The following is a 15,370-nucleotide window of genomic DNA, read 5'->3' as shown; positions in this document are numbered from 1 at the left end:
CCTCCGGTGGGGTCTCGGGCTGGCTCAGGGGGGTCACGGGAGGACCTCCCGGGTGGGGAGGCCGGGGTCGGGGCAGTCGTCGGTGACCGGCCGGAGGCGGTGGCGGTCGCGGACCACGCCGGCCTCGGGCAGGCGGAGGGTGAAGGTGGAGCCCTGGCCCTCGGCGCTCCAGACCGTGACCTCCCCGCCGTGCGAGGCGACGACGTGCTTGACGATCGAGAGGCCGAGGCCGGTGCCGCCGGTGGCGCGGGAGCGGGCGGGGTCCACCCGGTAGAAGCGCTCGAAGACGCGCTCGCGGTCCTTCTCGGATATGCCGATGCCCTGGTCGGTCACGGCGATCTCGATGAGTCCCCCCGTGCTGGACGCCTGGGAGGTACCCCCGGCGCCCGGGGCCGCGACCCGGCGGGCGGCGATGCCGACGCGGGTGCGGGCGGGGCTGTAGTTCACGGCGTTCTCGACGAGGTTGCCGAGGGCGGCGGCGAGCTGGCCGCGGTTGCCCCAGACGTGCAGGCCGCCGGCGCCTCCGGAGGCGATGGTGATCTGCTTGGTGCCGGCCTGGTGGCGGCAGCGGTCGACGGCCTCGGCGACGAGCTCCTCGACGGACACCGGCTCGGCGTCCTCCAGCGGGTCGTCGTTCTGCACCCGGGAGAGGTCGATGAGCTCCTGGACGAGGTTGGTCAGCCGGGTGGCCTCGACCTGCATCCGGCCGGCGAAGCGGGTGACGGCCTCGGGGTCGTCGCTGGCGTCCATCACCGCCTCGGAGAGCAGGGACAGGGCGCCGACGGGGGTCTTGAGCTCGTGGCTGACGTTGGCGACGAAGTCGCGGCGGACGGCCTCGATGCGGCGGGCCTCGGTGAGGTCCTCCACCAGCAGCAGGACCAGGCGGGAGCCCAGCGGCGCGACCCGGGCGGAGACCGCGAGCGCCTCGCCGCGGCCGGTGCCGCGGCGCGGCAGGTCGAGCTCGACCTGGCGTATCTCGCCGTCGCGGCGGGTGTCGCGGGCCATCTGGAGCATCGGCTCGACGGCGAGCTCGCCGCCGCGCACCAGGCCCAGGGCGTACGCCGCCGAGCTGGCCTTGACCACGGCGTCGCCCTCGTCGAGGACGACGGCCGAGGAGCGCAGGACGGAGAGCACGGTGTCCACGCCGGGCGGGAGGACCGCGTCGGTGTGCAGGGAGCTCCGGGTGGGGCGGGCCTGGTCGCGCTCGCTCCAGCGGAACGCCAGCATGGCGATCACGCCGGTGCACAGTCCGGCGAGCGCTGCCGCAGCGGCGACGGCCGCGTCCACGTTCATGGCTCCAGGTTATGCGGGGTCGCGGACGCCCCCACAGCCGAAAGGGGACCGTCTCGAACACCCGTTGCCGAGAGTTCACCTTCAGGTCGGTGCCGGTTCACCCGTGGGGTCGGCATCCGTCGCGTTCCGGCCGGAAGGTGGAGCCCTGACCACGGCCTGACCACGGCCCTGACGACGGCCCTGGCCACGGAGAGAGAAGGACGGGCGATGCGGGACGCGTACCACGAGGAGCTGGACTCGATAGGCGACGGGCTGGTCGAGATGGCCCGGCTCGTGGGCTCCGCGATCGGGCGCGCCACCACGGCGATCCTGGACGCGGACCTCAAGCTGGCCGAGGCGGTGATCGCCGGCGACGCGAAGGTGGACGACCTCCAGCGCGATCTGGAGGCGCGCGCCATCGCCCTGCTGGCCCGGCAGCAGCCGGTCGCCACGGACCTGCGGATCGTGGTGACCTCGCTGCGGATGAGCGCCGACCTGGAGCGCTCCGGCGACCTCGCCCAGCACGTGGCGAAGCTGGCCCGGCTGCGCTTCCCCGAGACGGCGGTCCCGCGCGACCTGCACTCCACGGTGCTGGAGATGGGCCAGCTCGCCCAGCGGCTGATGGCCAAGGCCGGCGAGGTGCTGATCACCAAGGACGTGGACCTCGCGCTCCAGCTCGAGCAGGACGACGACGCCATGGACCTGCTGCACCGCGCGCTCTTCCAGCACCTCATGGACGACCGCTGGCAGCACGGCATCGAGACGGCGGTGGACGTGACCCTGCTGGGCCGCTACTACGAGCGCTTCGCCGACCACGCCGTCTCCGTCGCCAAGCGCGTCGTCTACCTCGTCACCGGCGAGCACGCCGACGAGCTGGGCCACTCCGCCGCGCAGGGCGACGCCGCGGAGGCGCAGTGAGCCCCGTGCTCACCTCCCCGTGCGCCAATGCGCCCTGCGCACCCCCGTACATATGTCCAAAGTGCGCATTGACTGCCGACCCGCACAGGCGTTGAGTGGGAGCGAGGCAAACCCATTCCTGCGATCCCGACCCCTAGAGGAGGTACCGGATGAGCGGATGCCAGTGCGGCCCCGGCTGCAGTTGCGGTTGCCAGAGCGGCGGATCCTGCCAGTGCGGCGGGAGCTGCGGCTGACCGGCTGCCCACGTCACTCACGGGAAAGGCCCCCGGCCGGGTGCGATCACCGGCCGGGGGCCTTCTCGTGCGAGCCGGGGGCCTTCTCGTCCGAGGGGCGCGCGGAGGGCGCGCCGCCCCTGCCGGCCCTGGCTTCTTCTCGTCCTACTTCTTCTTGCCCTGGTTCTTCACGGCCTCGATGGCGGCCTTGGCGGCCTCCGGGTCGAGGTAGGTGCCGCCGGGGGTGACCGGGCGGAAGTCGGCGTCGAGCTCGTAGGAGAGCGGGATGCCGGTGGGGATGTTCAGGCCGGCGATGGCGGCGTCGGAGATGCCGTCCAGGTGCTTGACCAGGGCGCGCAGCGAGTTGCCGTGGGCGGCGACCAGGACGGTGCGGCCGGCGAGCAGGTCGGGGACGATGCCGTCGTACCAGTACGGCAGCATGCGGACGACGACGTCCTTGAGGCACTCGGTGCGCGGGCGCAGCTCCGGCGGGATGGAGGCGTAGCGCGGGTCGGCGCTCTGCGACCACTCGGCGCCGTCCTCGAGGGCCGGCGGCGGGGTGTCGTAGGAGCGGCGCCACAGCATGAACTGCTCCTCGCCGAACTCGGCCAGGGTCTGCGCCTTGTCCTTGCCCTGGAGGGCGCCGTAGTGGCGCTCGTTCAGGCGCCACGAGCGGTGGACGGGGATCCAGTGGCGGTCGGCGGCCTCCAGGGCCAGCTGCGCGGTGCGGATGGCGCGCTTCTGGAGGGAGGTGTGGACCACGTCCGGGAGCAGGCCGGCTTCCTTGAGCAGCTCGCCGCCGCGGACGGCCTCCTTCTCGCCCTTCTCGTTCAGGTTGACGTCCACCCAGCCGGTGAACAGGTTCTTCGCGTTCCACTCGCTCTCGCCGTGGCGGAGGAGGATGAGCTTGTACGGTGCGTCGGCCATGCCCTTGAGCGTAATCGACCGCGCGGGCGGCCCGCGCGCCCCGGCCCGGCGCCCGTCGGTTGACGCCGATCGTCAATCCAATGGCGTGCTCATGCCCGGCGCCGTAAGGTACCCGGATCGGAAGGACCACTTACATCTCGGGGGGCGTACGCGGTGCTGGTGCGGGCGGGCAGGGCGGCGAGGGAGAGCGTGGCGGGGCTGCCGCGGGAGTTCTGGTGGCTGTGGGCGTCCACGCTGGTCAACCGGCTGGGGTCGTTCGTCGCGACGTTCCTGGCGCTCTACCTGACCGTCGAGCAGGGCCACTCCCCCTCGTACGCCGGGCTGGTCGCCGCGCTGCACGGGCTCGGCGGGGTGGCCGGCTCGCTCGGCTCCGGGGTGCTGGCCGACCGGCTCGGCCGGCGGCCGACGCTGCTGATCGCCCAGCTGTCGACCTCGGCGTCGGTCGCGCTGCTCGGCTTCGTCCACGACCCGCTGTCCATCGCGGGCGTGGCCTTCCTCGTCGGCGTCGCGAGCAACGCGCCGCGGCCGGCCGTGACGGCGATGCTCGCCGACATCGTCCGGCCCGAGGACCGACTGCGGGCCTTCGCCATCAACTACTGGGCGATCAACCTGGGTTACGCGCTCTCGGCGGTGGTGGCCGGGTTCGTCGCGCAGTACAGCTACCTGGCCGGGTTCCTCGGCGAGGCCGTCATGGCGCTGGCCTGCGCGCTGCTGTGCTTCTTCAGGATCCCCGAGTCGCGGCCGGGGCCGGCGGCCGGGACGGGCGGGGACGAGGGGCCCGCCGTGGGGCTCGGTGCGGTGCTGCGCGACGGGCGTTTCATGGGTCTGACGGCCCTGTCCTTCCTGCTCGCACTGCTCTTCCAGCAGTCCTCGGTGGCCCTGCCGGTGGCGATGGGGCGCAGCGGGCTCTCCAGCGGTGACTACGGCATGGCGATGGCCGTCAACGGCCTCCTCATCGTGGCCCTCCAGATCCCCGTCACCCGGGCCGTCGAACACCGCGACCCGCGGGGACTGTTGACCCTCTCCGCGGTGCTCGCCGGGGCGGGCATCGGGCTCACGGGGGTGGCCGGGTCGATGTCCGCCTACATGCTGACGATCGCGGTGTGGACCGTCGCGGAAATCATCAACACCCCTATTCAGACCGGGCTCGTGGCCCGTCTCGCGCCGCTCCGTGCGCGTGGCCGCTACCAGGGGGTCTTCGCCATGGCGTGGAGCATGGGGGCTCTTGTCGCCCCGCTCTCCGGGGGCACGGTCATCGACCGCTTCGGGGAAGGGGTGTTGTGGGTGGCGTGCGGGGTGGTGGGCGCGGTTGCGGCTGTGGGGTACTGGGTGCTGATGCGGCGGCTTCCGGGGGAGAGTGCGCCCGTGGAGGGTGCCCCGGCGAAGGGGGGCTCGGTGGAGGGGACGGCGTCGGTGGCGTAGTGGTACCGGTGCGGTTCTTCGCCCCGGACCCTCCCCCAGAGGGGGCACCCCCGTTTCACCGTTTCTTCCGGGGCTCCGCCCCTCGCCCCGGGACCGCGCTCCGCGGGCGGGTGGAGGGGCGGCGGGAGCTGGGGTGGGGTGGCGGGGCTCCGCCCCTGCGCCCCACCGGGGCTCCGCGCGGGGGGGGGCGGGGGTCAGCCGTCCGACGGCTGCTCGGCGGCGCCCGTCAGCTTCGTGAACGCGTCGAGGTTGCGGGTGGATTCGCCGCGGGAGGTGCGCCAGGCGTACTCCTTGCGGATCGCGGTGGCGAAGCCCATTTCCAGCAGGGTGTTGAAGCTGCCGTCGGCGTTCTCCAGGACGGTGCCGAGGATGCGGTCGATCTCGTCGGGGGTGACGGCGGACAGGGGCAGGCGGCCCACGAGGTAGATGTCGCCGAGGCGGTCGACCGCGTACGCCACGCCGTACAGGCGGGTGTTGCGCTCCAGCAGCCAGCGGTGGACCGCCTCGTGGTTCTCGTCGGGGCGGCGGACGACGAAGGCGTTGACCGACAGGGAGTGCTTGCCGACGACGAGCGACACCGTCGTCGACAGCTTGCGGGTGCCGGGGAGCTTGACGACGTACGAACCGTCGGCCGGGCTCTCCCACTCCAGGGCGGCCTCGCCGAGCGTCCGTTCGATGATGGTCTTGGCGTCAGACATGGGCCGAGCGTAGGCGACGCCGCCGTTCGCCGATCGCCTCGGTGTACACCTCGGCCGTGGCGCGGGCCGCCGCGTCCCAGCCGAAGGAGCGGGCGTGGGCGGAGGCCGCCGCGCCCATCGTCCCGGCCAGCCCGGGCGCGTCGGCGAAGCGTTCCAGCACGCGCGCGTAGTCCGCCGGGTCGTGCCCGTCGACGAGGAAGCCGCTCACGCCGTCGCGGACGGCCACCGGCAGGCCGCCCACGGCCGCCGCGAGCACCGGCGTCCCGCACGCCTGCGCCTCCACCGCGACCAGGCCGAACGACTCGCTGTGCGAGGGCATGACGAGGACGGACGCGGCCCGGTACCAGTCCGCGAGGCGGGCCTGGTCGACCGGCGGGCGGAACCGGACGACGTCCGTGATGCCCAGCCGGGCGGCGAGCTTGTGCAGCCCCTCCGGCCGGGCCAGGCCGCTGCCGCTGGGCCCGCCGACCACCGGGACGACGAGCCGCCGGCGCAGCTCCGGCCGGCGCTCCAGCAGCACGGCCACCGCGCGCAGCAGCACGTCCGGCGCCTTCAGCGGCTGGATCCGGCCGGCGAACAGCGGGATCAGCGCGTCGGCCGGGAGGTCCAGCCGGGCCCGGGCGGCCGCCCGGCCGTCGGCGGGTCTGAAGCGCTCCAGGTTGACGCCCGGGTGGACGACCGCGACCTTCCCCGGCGCCGCGTCGTAGTGGTGGATCAGCTCGCCGGCCTCGCCCTCGGTGTTGGCGATCAGCCGGTCCGCGGCGCGGACGATCTGGGTCTCGCCGATCACCCGGGCCGACGGCTCGGGGGTGTCGCCCTCCGCCAGCGCCGCGTTCTTCACCTTCGCCATCGTGTGCATCGCGTGCACCAGGGGCACGCCCCAGCGGTCCGCGGCCAGCCAGCCGACGTGGCCGGACAGCCAGTAGTGGGAGTGGACGAGGTCGTAGTGGCCGGGCCGGTGGTTGGCCCACGCCTGCATCACGCCGTGCGTGAAGGCGCAGAGCTGGGCCGGGAGCTCCTCCTTCGCCAGGCCCTCGTACGGGCCCGCGTCCACGTGCCGCACGAGCACGCCCGGGGACAGCTCGACCGAGGGCGGCAGATGGCCGGTGGTGGCCCGGGTGAAGACCTCCACCTCGATGCCGAGGGCGGCGAGCCGCTGGGCCAGCTCGACGATGTAGACGTTCATGCCGCCGGCGTCGCCCGTGCCGGGCTGGTGCAGCGGCGAGGTGTGGACGCTCAGCATCGCGACGCGGCGCGGCCGGCGCCGCCTGGCGAAGGGGCCGTTCGTACGGGGGCGGAGCCTGGCTGCGTACTGGCTCACCGTTCGGGTCCTCCGTCCGCCCTGTGGGGGGCGTGGGCGTGCGTTCACATGTTCGGGATGGTGCGGGGTCAACCCTGGAACACGAAGGGAGCGGGTCCCATTTCCCTCTTTACCAAAGAGTGATGAAACCCTCACGGAAGGGGGCCGGGGCGGGAGCGCTTACGCTCGGTACATGGCCGCCGTCCTGTCCCCCGTCCCCGCGCCCCGCGCGTCCTCCGCGCGGCGCCCCGTCGGGTCGGCGACCCGCGGCACCACCCATCCCAACCGGCTGCGCCGCATGGACCGCTGGATCGCCGACGCGCACGGCGCCGCGCTGCGGCGGTCCGCCGACCCCGTCGCCGTCGACCTCGGCTACGGCGCCTCGCCCTGGACGGCCGTCGAACTGCTGGCGCGGCTGCGCCGCGTGCGCGCCGACGCGGCCGTCGTCGGCGTCGAGATAGACCCCGGGCGGGTCGCGGCCGCAGCGCCCTACGCCCGGGAGGGGCTGACGTTCGCCCACGGCGGCTTCGAGGTGCCGCTGGGCACCGCCGGGCGGCGGCCGGTGCTGATACGCGCCGCGAACGTGCTGCGCCAGTACGACGAGGACGGCGTCGCCGCCGTCTGGGAGCGGCTCCGCGCGCGCCTCGCGCCGGACGGGCTCCTGGTCGAGGGCACCTGCGACGAGATAGGGCGGCGCCACGTGTGGGTGGCCCTCGGCCCGGAAGGGCCGCGGACGGTCACCTTCGCGGCGCGGCTGGGGTCGCTGGGGATGCCGTCGGATCTGGCGGAGCGGCTGCCGAAGGCACTCATACACCGGAACGTGCCGGGGGAGGCGGTGCACCTGTTCCTGCGGGACTTCGGGCGGGCGTGGGCGGGGGCGGCGCCGTACGCGGCGTACGGGGTGCGGCAGCGGTGGATTTCGGCCGTGTCCGCTCTGGCGGCGGACTGGCCGGTGGTGGACGGGCCGCGGAGGTGGCGGCAGGGGGAGGTCACGGTGCGGTGGGAGGCGGTGGCGCCCCGGGGGTGGTGAGTCCGCCGGGCGGGTCCGCCCCCACGGACTGGCTTCGGCCCCGCGGGAGCCTCTACCCCTCCCCCAGCACCCCCACCAGCGCCGCCACCAGCTGCACGTCCCGCTCCTGCGTCAGCAGGCCGCGCGCCGCCCGCGGGGGCAGCCAGCGGACCGCGTCGACCTCGCGGTTCGGGACGAAGGTCCCGCCCGTCGCCTCGGCGGCCCAGTAGCGGACCTCCTTGGTGCGCCCGTCGGCGAGGACGTAGCGGACCGTCGCCAGGAAGGGGCCGAGACGGCAGGTCATGCCCGTCTCCTCCAGGACCTCCCGCACCGCCCCCGCCTCCGCCGGCTCCCCCCGCTTGAGCTTGCCCTTCGGGAGGGACCAGTCGTCGTACTTCGGGCGGTGGACGACCGCGACCTCGACCGCGGCCTCGCCCGGGCCCGGGCAGCGGCGCCACAGGACGCACCCCGCCGCCAGGACGGCCGTCATGACGCCCGCTGCCAGATCCGCCCGAAGGCGAACCGCGCCGCCTCCACCTCGTGGCGCTGGTCCGCGTGGAGGACGCCGAGCGCGTACGCCGTCGCGGGCGCGATGCGCGGTGTGCGGGCCGCCGCGGCCGCGGCGGCGGCCGCGCCGGCCGCGTCGCGGTGCCGGTCGAGCGCCTGACCGGCCGTCAGCAGGCGGACGGAGAGGGCGGGTTCGACCTCCGCGCGGTGCTGCTCGTCGAGCACCTCCTGCGCGTACCGGCGCAGCCGCAGCAGCGAGCGCACCCGGTGCCAGGGCACGTCCTGCCGGCCGTCCGCGTCCGGGCCGTGCGCCAGCGCCTCCGCGTTGTAGGGCAGTCCGGCCACCGACAGCGGCAGGGCGCCGACCGCGTCGAGCAGCAGCCGGTGGGTGCGGGCGGCGAGCGCGGTCAGGTCGTCCGGGCGCGTGGAAGGGGCCAGCGGCGGGTCGGCGGAGAGTAACGCGACCGCGTCGGCCAGCGCGTGGAAGCGCGCGGAGCCGAGCGCCTGGAGGGCGGTGGAGTGCGCGCGGTTCCGGGCGAGCGTCAACTGCCGTTCCAGCAGCGCCCCGGCGCGGGCCGCGCCCACGCCCGGCGTCCCCGGCACCCCCGCCGCCGGGGCGCCGAAGAGCCGGTGCAGGGCGCCGCGCAGCCGGGCGAGCCGCGCCTCGCAGACGTATTCGCGGCCCAACGCCTCGGCGGCCCAGGCGAGTTCGTCGCGGAGGGCGTCGGCCCAGCCGGTGTCGGTGAGCGGCCGGTAGACCTCCAGGGCGCCGGCGATCCGCCGGGCGGCGGAGCGCAGCAGTCCGGCGGCCCCGGCGGCCTCGCCGCCGTCGGCGTGCAGCCGCAGGCCGCGCAGGAACTCGGTCGCCTGCTGGTGCAGATAGCGGGCGAGGGCCTCACCGGCGGACGCGTCCGCCACGGTGAGCAGCGGTTCACGGTGTTGCTGGGCCACGCCGGCGCCTCCGGGCGTCTATGAGCATCTCCTGTACGTTGCGCAGCGGTTGTCCGTCCGCGTCGGTCGCGTGCCGGGTCCACTCGCCGTCCGGCCCCAGGTGCCAGGAGGCCGTGCGGTCGGACATGCCGAGCTCCAGGAGCCGGGTGAGCGAGGCCCGGTGGGCGGGGTCGGTGACGCGGACGAGCGTCTCGATGCGCCGGTCGAGGTTGCGGTGCATCATGTCCGCGCTGCCGAGCCACACTTCGGGCTCGCCGCCGTTGGCGAAGGCGAAGACCCGGGAGTGCTCCAGGAAGCGGCCGAGGACGCTGCGCACGCGGATGTTCTCGGACAGTCCCACGACGCCGGGGCGCAGGGCGCAGATGCCGCGCACCCACACGTCCACCGGGACGCCGGCCCGCGAGGCGCGGTAGAGGGCGTCGATGACGGCCTCGTCGACCATCGCGTTGACCTTGACGCGGATGGCGGCGGGCCGGCCGTCGCGGTGGTGGGCGATCTCCTTGGAGATCCGGGTGACGAGGCCGTCGCGCAGCGACCGGGGGGCGACGAGCAGCCGGCGGTAGGTCTCGCGGCGGGAGTAGCCGGAGAGCCGGTTGAAGAGGTCGGAGAGGTCGGCGCCCACCTGCGGGTCGGCGGTGAGCAGGCCGAGGTCCTCGTAGAGCCGGGCGGTCTTGGGGTGGTAGTTGCCCGTTCCCACGTGGGAGTACCGGCGCAGGATGTCGCCCTCCTGCCGGACGACGAGCGACAGCTTGCAGTGGGTCTTGAGCCCGACCAGTCCGTAGACGACGTGGCAGCCGGCCTCCTCCAGCTTGCGCGCCCACTTGATGTTGGCCTGCTCGTCGAAGCGGGCCTTGATCTCGACGAGGACGAGGACCTGTTTGCCGGACTCGGCGGCGTCGATGAGGGCGTCGACGATCGGGGAGTCGCCGGACGTCCGGTAGAGCGTCTGCTTGATGGCGAGGACGTCCGGGTCGGCGGCGGCCTGTTCGAGGAAGGACTGGACGGAGGTGGAGAAGGAGTCGTACGGGTGGTGCAGCAGCACGTCCCGCTCGCGCAGGGCGGCGAAGACGTCGGGGGCGGTGGCGGACTCGACCTCGGCGAGGTCGCGGTGGGTGCCGGCGACGTACTTGGGGTACTTGAGCTCGGGCCGGTCCAGGGCGGCGATGCCCAGGAGGCCGGTGAGGTCGAGCGGGCCGGGCAGCGGGTAGACCTCGGCGTCGCCGATCTTCAGCTCGCGGACGAGCAGGTCCAGGACGTACGGGTCGATGGACTCCTCGACCTCCAGGCGCACCGGGGGGCCGAAGCGGCGGCGCATGAGCTCCTTCTCCAGGGCCTGGAGCAGGTTCTCCGCGTCGTCCTCCTCGACCTCCAGGTCCTCGTTGCGGGTCACCCGGAACATGTGGTGCCCGAGCACCTCCATGCCGGGGAACAGCTCCTCCAGGTGCGCCGCGATCACGTCCTCCAGCGGCACGTACCGCTGCGGGGACGCCTCCAGGAACCGCGACAGCAGCGGCGGGACCTTCACCCGGGCGAAGTGCTCGTGGCCGCTGACGGGGTTGCGGACGACCACGGCGAGGTTGAGCGAGAGCCCGGAGATGTACGGGAAGGGGTGGGCCGGGTCGACGGCGAGGGGGGTGAGGACGGGGAAGATCTGCTGGCGGAAGAGGGTGAAGAGGCGGGCCTGCTCCTTCTCCGTCAGCTCGGGCCAGCGGATCAGGTGGATGCCCTGGTCGGCCAGCTCGGGGGCGACGTCCTGCTGGAAGCAGGCGGCGTGCCGGGCCATGAGCTCGCGGGAACGGGTCCAGATCTGCTCCAGCACCTCGCGGGGCTGGAGGCCCGAGGCGGAGCGGGTGGCGACGCCGGTGGCGATGCGGCGCTTGAGCCCGGCCACCCGGACCATGAAGAACTCGTCGAGGTTGCTGGCGAAGATGGCCAGGAAGTTGGCGCGTTCCAGCAGGGGCGTGGCCGGGTCCTCGGCCAGCTCCAGCACCCTCTCGTTGAACGCGAGCCAGCTGCGCTCGCGGTCCAGGAAGCGGCCCTCGGGCAGCGGCTCGGCGTCGCGGGCGGCCTCGCCCGCGCGGTCGTCGTAGCCGTCCACGTAGTCGATGCCGCCGGCGTCCGTGTACGGGCGGGCGTCGGAGGCGTACGCCTCGTAGGCGTCCAGCTCGCCGTCCAGGTCGGGCTCCAGCTCGGGCACGAGCGGGGAGACGACCGGGCCCGGCCGGCGGGCGGCGAGGAAGCCGGCGGGGCGGGGCCTGGTGTGCTCGTCGCCGGGCGGCCGCTCCCCCGCGCCGGGAAGCCCGGGGCTCCCGTGGTTCCCGGGGTGCTCGGTGTGCTCGGGACGCTCGGGTTCTGCGGGACGCTCGGGTTCTGCGGGACGCTCGGACGCCGAGGGGTCTGCCATACCTTCATGGTGCCGCTCCTCGCGTGCGGCGGGCACGACGGAGACGGGGGCGGCTCGGCGCCTGCGCTGTCGTCCGTGGGGGGCGAAGGGCTGCATTCCGCCAGGCTCGCAACCGCGGTTGAATCACGGGTAACGCCCACATGGCGTACGGGAAACCCGGCGGCCTCCCCGCGGCGACACAGGCACGGGGAGGCCGGGCGGCGCGGCGGTCAGGGCAGCGGGCGCCGCACGAGCCGGAGGGCGGCCGCGCCCGCGAGGGCGGCGACGGCGAGCAGGATCCCGGCCTCGGCCCACTCCAGCGGCCACAGGTGGGAGGCGGGGTGGTAGTCGAGGTACCAGCGGTCCGCGTCGTGCTCGGCGAGGCAGCGGGCGGGCGCCACGCCGATGCCGCAGTCGGGCTCGGCCAGGCGTTCCCCCGCCCGGGTGATGATGCCGCGCTCGAAGCGCCACGCGTCGTCCCCGGCGAGCCCCGGCATCTCGGGCGTGGTCTCCGTCCACGGCGGGATCAGGCGGGGCCGCAGCCGTCCGAGGGCGAAGCCGAGGAGGCCGTAGCCGACGAGGACGGCGGCCATGGCGCCGGTGGTGCGCCGGACGAGCAGGCCGGCGACGGCGCCGAGCCCGATGCCCGCCAGGGCGCCCGCCACGGGGGCGGGGCCGAGCATGTCGAACGAGTGGTACCAGAGCTGGCCGGGCAGCAGCTCGTGGGGCACCGCCGACCAGGTCCAGGTGTAGACCGCGGAGAGCAGGGAGCCCCCGGCGAGCACCGCGACGGCGGGCACGGCGAGCTTGGCCAGCAGCCAGCGCGCCGGGGTCACGGACTGGGTCCAGGCGAGCTTGTACGTCCCGCTCTCCAGCTCGCGGGCGACCATCGGCCCGGCCACGATCATCGCGACGACCAGCGGCAGGTACTGCACGAGCAGGCCGTTGTAGTGCAGGACGTCGCCGTAGGAGGCGCGGAAGTCGGCCAGCGCCCCGGCGGACGGGTCGGGGCCGGTGAGGTCGTGCCGCTCGACGGCGTCCAGCAGCGCGAACCGCAGGATCACCAGCTGTACGACGACCACGAAGAGCCCCGCGAGGCCGGTCCACACGGCTCCGCGGCGCTGGCGCAGCACCAGCCAGGTCAGCCCGCGGGGGGCGAGGGTCAGGGAGCTCATGCGGCCGCCTTCCGGGAGCGCGGTTCGGCGCTGGGGGTGAGCAGGGACGGGGCACCGGGGTTGCGCAGGTGGGCCAGGAGCAGGTCCTCCAGGGAGGGCTCCTCGGTCTCCCACTGCCCGGCGATCGGGCCCTCGGGCCGGATCATGGCGGTGAGCTGGCGTCCGGTGGTCCGCGAGGAGATCACCGTGTGCGCGGCGAAGGAGCGGGGCGGGGCGCCGCCCTCGTGCCGGCCGACGACCACGCGGTGCGCGGAGAGCAGGTCCTCGACCTCGCCCGCGAGCCGCACCCGGCCGTCGCCGACCAGCAGCAGGTAGTCGCAGACGCCCTCCAGTTCGGCGAGGACGTGGGAGGCGAGCACGATGGTGGTCGCGTTCTCGGCGGCCTCGGTCATGAGGGCGGCCGTCATCTCGTGCCGCACGAGGGGGTCGAGGTCGCTCATCGGCTCGTCCAGCAGCAGCAGTTCGGGCCGCTTGCCGAAGGCGAGGGCGAGCGCGAGGCGGGTGCGCTGGCCGCCGGAGAGCTGCCCCACGCGGGCGTGCGGCGGCAGGTTGCCCTCCTTGACGAGCCGCTCGGCCGCCGCCGCGTCCCAGCGGCCCGGATTGAGCTCGCGGCCCATGCGCAGGGTGTCCTCGACCGTGAAGTACGGGTAGAGCGGCTTCTCCTGGGCCAGGTAGGAGACGCGCGGCCGCACTCCGGGGCCGCCGGGGGCGCCGTCCAGGACGGCCAGCGCGCCCTCGTCCGCCCGGCGCAGCCCGGCCGCGACCGACAACAGGGTGGACTTCCCCGCCCCGTTGGGGCCGACGAGCGCGCACACCCGGCCCGCCGGCACCCGGAACGAGCAGTCGCGCAGCGCCCATCCGCGCCGGTGTCTCGCCCCCAGGCCGACCGCCTCCAGGGCGGTCCGGCCGGGCAGGAACGTCAGGTCGGTCATCCGGTCCCCTCCAACGGCTGTGCTCCGGCCCGCCCTTCGAGACGCCCGCGGACCTCGTCGAAGACCTCGTCCAGGACGGAGGTGACCAGCGCGGCCGCGTCCTCCCGGTCCAGCCCGGCGGCGCGGGCGCGCTCCGCCCAGCCGGCCAGCTCGGCGCGGAGCGGCGAGTCGGCCGAGGCGCCGGGGCGGGCCAGGGAGCGGCGGACGAAGGTGCCCAGTCCGGGGCGCGCCTCGACCAGGCCCTCGCGGTCGAGCTCGCGGTAGGCCTTGAGGACGGTGTTGGGGTTGATGGCCGTGGCGGCGACGACCTCCTTGGCCGTCGGCAGCTTGTCGCCGGGTTCGAGCAGGCCCAGCCGGAGGGCCTGTTTGACCTGCTGGACGATCTGCAGGTACGTGGCGACTCCGCTGCGCCGGTCGATGCGGAACTCGACCAACGCCATCACCCTTTCACTACTTGATTAGTGAAAGGGTGATGGAGGCGCCGTCCTGCTGTCAACTCGGCCGTGCGGGGCTCAGCTCTCCGTCCGGTACATCAGGTCCGTCTCGTGGACGGTGAAGCCCAGCCGCTCGTAGACCGCGACCGCCGGGGCGTTGTCCGCGTCCACGTAGAGCATCGCGGTGGGCAGGCCGCGCGCGGCGAGGTGGCGCAGACCGACGGTGGTCAGCGCCCGGCCGAGGCCGCCGCCCTGGGCGCCCGGGCGGACACCGAGGACGTACACCTCCCCGAGCCCCTCCGCGGCGTGCACCTTCGTCCAGTGGAAGCCGACGATCTCCCCCGCGCGCTCGGCGAGGAAGAAGCCCTCCGGGTCGAACCAGTCCTCGCCCTTGCGGTCGTCGAGGTCCCGCTGGGTCAGCGAACCCTGCTCGGGGTGGTGGGCGAACGCCTCGGCGTTCACGGCCAGCCAGGCCGCGTCGTCCTCGCCGGGCCGGAAGGTCCGCACGGTCACCCCCTCGGGAAAGCGCGGCTCCCCCGACTCCAGGCCGGCCAACGGCCTGCGCATCTGCCGCAGTTCGCGGAACAGGCTCATCCCCAGCACCTGCGCCAGGTGGCGCGCGGCCGGGTGGCCGCCGTGCGCCCAGACCCGCAGCCGCTTGCCGGACTCCTGGAGCAGCGCGCCGCCCAGCGCGCGGCCGTGGCCGCGCCCCCGGTGCGCGGGGTGCACCACCAGCTCGCCGGCCGGCGCCTCCACCGGGTCGGTGTCCTCCAGCTGCCCGTACCCCACGAGCCCGCCGTCCTCGCGCAGCAGTACGTGCCGCACGCCCGGCCTGCGGCCCCGCAGTTGCAGCCGGCCCTGCTCCGAGACGGCCTGCTGGCCGTCCTCGGCCGCCGCGGCGGCGATCAGGTCCAGCACCTCCCGCACCAGCTCGGGCGCCAGCTCGTCGAGTACCTCGATCCGCCGTCCGCCCGCGTCCTTCAGCTCGTCAGTCATGAGCCGAGCCTATGCCGCGCCCCGCCGGCCCGGAGGAGTGGCCGCCCCCGGACGAACCCCTCGGCTTCCGGTCGACAACCGACGATTTTCGGCCATTTTTCCCGCCCGCTCTGGACAAGCCCGGGACAACACTCACGGGGCAAGATCACCCAAGGGCCACCATTTCGCCCCCCGGGGCCCGCTGCGGCGCTACGCGCGTTGACCATAGGCTTCCGCCGTCACCTCCACCCGACA

General features: G+C 74.4%; 14 protein-coding genes. 3 read left to right on the top strand and 11 right to left on the bottom strand.

Features of this window, described 5'->3' with window-relative positions; all coding sequences use genetic code 11:
- Window positions 1-33 precede the first annotated feature (33 nt).
- On the bottom strand, window positions 34-1,293 hold the full coding sequence (gene phoR / locus AC230_RS13620) for a two-component system sensor histidine kinase PhoR (protein WP_049716449.1): 1,260 nt from the start codon (window positions 1,291-1,293) through the stop codon (window positions 34-36).
- A 207-nt stretch (window positions 1,294-1,500) separates the two neighbouring features.
- On the opposite strand from phoR, the gene phoU reads away from it, so the two are divergent.
- Entirely contained in the window at window positions 1,501-2,190 is a 690-nt protein-coding gene (phoU, locus tag AC230_RS13615) for a phosphate signaling complex protein PhoU (protein WP_049716448.1), read from the top strand.
- A gap of 377 nt (window positions 2,191-2,567) precedes the next feature.
- On the opposite strand, the gene AC230_RS13610 is transcribed toward phoU, so the two are convergent.
- Window positions 2,568-3,329, bottom strand: a complete 762-nt coding sequence (locus tag AC230_RS13610) for a phosphoglyceromutase (RefSeq protein ID WP_049716447.1) — start codon at window positions 3,327-3,329, stop codon at window positions 2,568-2,570.
- Between the two features lie 189 nt (window positions 3,330-3,518).
- Here AC230_RS13610 and AC230_RS13605 point away from each other — a divergent pair, with 189 nt between their 5' ends.
- Window positions 3,519-4,751, top strand: coding sequence for an MDR family MFS transporter (locus AC230_RS13605; protein WP_078871295.1), 1,233 nt, complete (start codon window positions 3,519-3,521; stop codon window positions 4,749-4,751).
- 194 nt (window positions 4,752-4,945) lie between these two features.
- On the opposite strand, the gene AC230_RS13600 is transcribed toward AC230_RS13605, so the two are convergent.
- The gene (locus tag AC230_RS13600) at window positions 4,946-5,449 is read right to left on the bottom strand and encodes a type III secretion system chaperone family protein (protein ID WP_049716445.1); all 504 of its coding nucleotides are present in this window, start codon (window positions 5,447-5,449) and stop codon (window positions 4,946-4,948) included.
- Complete coding sequence (mshA, locus tag AC230_RS13595) at window positions 5,442-6,770, bottom strand: D-inositol-3-phosphate glycosyltransferase (RefSeq protein WP_049716444.1); 1,329 nt, start codon at window positions 6,768-6,770, stop codon at window positions 5,442-5,444. Before mshA ends, AC230_RS13600 begins: the two co-directional genes overlap by 8 nt.
- A gap of 172 nt (window positions 6,771-6,942) precedes the next feature.
- Between mshA and AC230_RS13590 the strand changes: the two genes are divergently transcribed.
- Window positions 6,943-7,779 carry a class I SAM-dependent methyltransferase gene (locus AC230_RS13590; RefSeq protein WP_049716443.1) on the top strand — a complete coding sequence of 279 codons (837 nt, stop codon included), beginning with the start codon at window positions 6,943-6,945 and terminating at the stop codon, window positions 7,777-7,779.
- A 52-nt stretch (window positions 7,780-7,831) separates the two neighbouring features.
- On the opposite strand, the gene AC230_RS13585 is transcribed toward AC230_RS13590, so the two are convergent.
- The 7 genes from AC230_RS13585 to mshD form a co-directional block, all read right to left on the bottom strand.
- Window positions 7,832-8,248 carry an NUDIX hydrolase gene (locus tag AC230_RS13585; RefSeq protein WP_049716442.1) on the bottom strand — a complete coding sequence of 139 codons (417 nt, stop codon included), beginning with the start codon at window positions 8,246-8,248 and terminating at the stop codon, window positions 7,832-7,834.
- A complete protein-coding gene (locus tag AC230_RS13580) occupies window positions 8,245-9,216 on the bottom strand; it encodes a CHAD domain-containing protein (protein ID WP_049716441.1) in 972 nt (323 codons plus the stop codon). Before AC230_RS13580 ends, AC230_RS13585 begins: the two co-directional genes overlap by 4 nt.
- Window positions 9,197-11,620 carry an RNA degradosome polyphosphate kinase gene (locus AC230_RS13575; RefSeq protein WP_049716440.1) on the bottom strand — a complete coding sequence of 808 codons (2,424 nt, stop codon included), beginning with the start codon at window positions 11,618-11,620 and terminating at the stop codon, window positions 9,197-9,199. The genes AC230_RS13580 and AC230_RS13575 overlap by 20 nt, the downstream gene beginning before the upstream one ends.
- 209 nt (window positions 11,621-11,829) lie before the next feature.
- Entirely contained in the window at window positions 11,830-12,774 is a 945-nt protein-coding gene (locus AC230_RS13570; RefSeq protein ID WP_049716439.1) for an ABC transporter permease, read from the bottom strand.
- Window positions 12,771-13,706: an ABC transporter ATP-binding protein gene (locus AC230_RS13565; RefSeq protein WP_049716438.1), complete on the bottom strand. Its 936-nt coding sequence runs from the start codon at window positions 13,704-13,706 to the stop codon at window positions 12,771-12,773. Before AC230_RS13565 ends, AC230_RS13570 begins: the two co-directional genes overlap by 4 nt.
- A complete protein-coding gene (locus AC230_RS13560) occupies window positions 13,703-14,146 on the bottom strand; it encodes a GntR family transcriptional regulator (RefSeq protein ID WP_198535515.1) in 444 nt (147 codons plus the stop codon). Before AC230_RS13560 ends, AC230_RS13565 begins: the two co-directional genes overlap by 4 nt.
- A 72-nt stretch (window positions 14,147-14,218) precedes the next feature.
- Window positions 14,219-15,136, bottom strand: coding sequence for a mycothiol synthase (gene mshD, locus AC230_RS13555; RefSeq protein WP_049716437.1), 918 nt, complete (start codon window positions 15,134-15,136; stop codon window positions 14,219-14,221).
- Between the last annotated feature and the right edge of the window lie 234 nt (window positions 15,137-15,370).

It is taken from the genome of Streptomyces caatingaensis, assembly GCF_001187435.1.
Taxonomy (GTDB): domain Bacteria; phylum Actinomycetota; class Actinomycetes; order Streptomycetales; family Streptomycetaceae; genus Streptomyces; species Streptomyces caatingaensis.
Note: the sequence above shows the minus strand (reverse complement) of the source record. Positions and strands in the feature narration are given on the sequence as shown.

Excerpts from the sequence above, each read along its gene's own strand:
- AC230_RS13560 (WP_198535515.1), bottom strand. The coding sequence starts at position 14,146 with ATGGCGTTGGTCGAGTTCCGCATCGACCGGCGCAGCGGAGTCGCCACG.
- AC230_RS13570 (WP_049716439.1), bottom strand. The coding sequence starts at position 12,774 with ATGAGCTCCCTGACCCTCGCCCCCCGCGGGCTGACCTGGCTGGTGCTG.
- phoR (WP_049716449.1), bottom strand. The coding sequence starts at position 1,293 with ATGAACGTGGACGCGGCCGTCGCCGCTGCGGCAGCGCTCGCCGGACTG.
- AC230_RS13565 (WP_049716438.1), bottom strand. The coding sequence starts at position 13,706 with ATGACCGACCTGACGTTCCTGCCCGGCCGGACCGCCCTGGAGGCGGTC.
- AC230_RS13610 (WP_049716447.1), bottom strand. The coding sequence starts at position 3,329 with ATGGCCGACGCACCGTACAAGCTCATCCTCCTCCGCCACGGCGAGAGC.
- phoU (WP_049716448.1), top strand. The coding sequence starts at position 1,501 with ATGCGGGACGCGTACCACGAGGAGCTGGACTCGATAGGCGACGGGCTG.
- AC230_RS13600 (WP_049716445.1), bottom strand. The coding sequence starts at position 5,449 with ATGTCTGACGCCAAGACCATCATCGAACGGACGCTCGGCGAGGCCGCC.
- AC230_RS13590 (WP_049716443.1), top strand. The coding sequence starts at position 6,943 with ATGGCCGCCGTCCTGTCCCCCGTCCCCGCGCCCCGCGCGTCCTCCGCG.
- AC230_RS13585 (WP_049716442.1), bottom strand. The coding sequence starts at position 8,248 with ATGACGGCCGTCCTGGCGGCGGGGTGCGTCCTGTGGCGCCGCTGCCCG.
- mshD (WP_049716437.1), bottom strand. The coding sequence starts at position 15,136 with ATGACTGACGAGCTGAAGGACGCGGGCGGACGGCGGATCGAGGTACTC.
- AC230_RS13575 (WP_049716440.1), bottom strand. The coding sequence starts at position 11,620 with ATGGCAGACCCCTCGGCGTCCGAGCGTCCCGCAGAACCCGAGCGTCCC.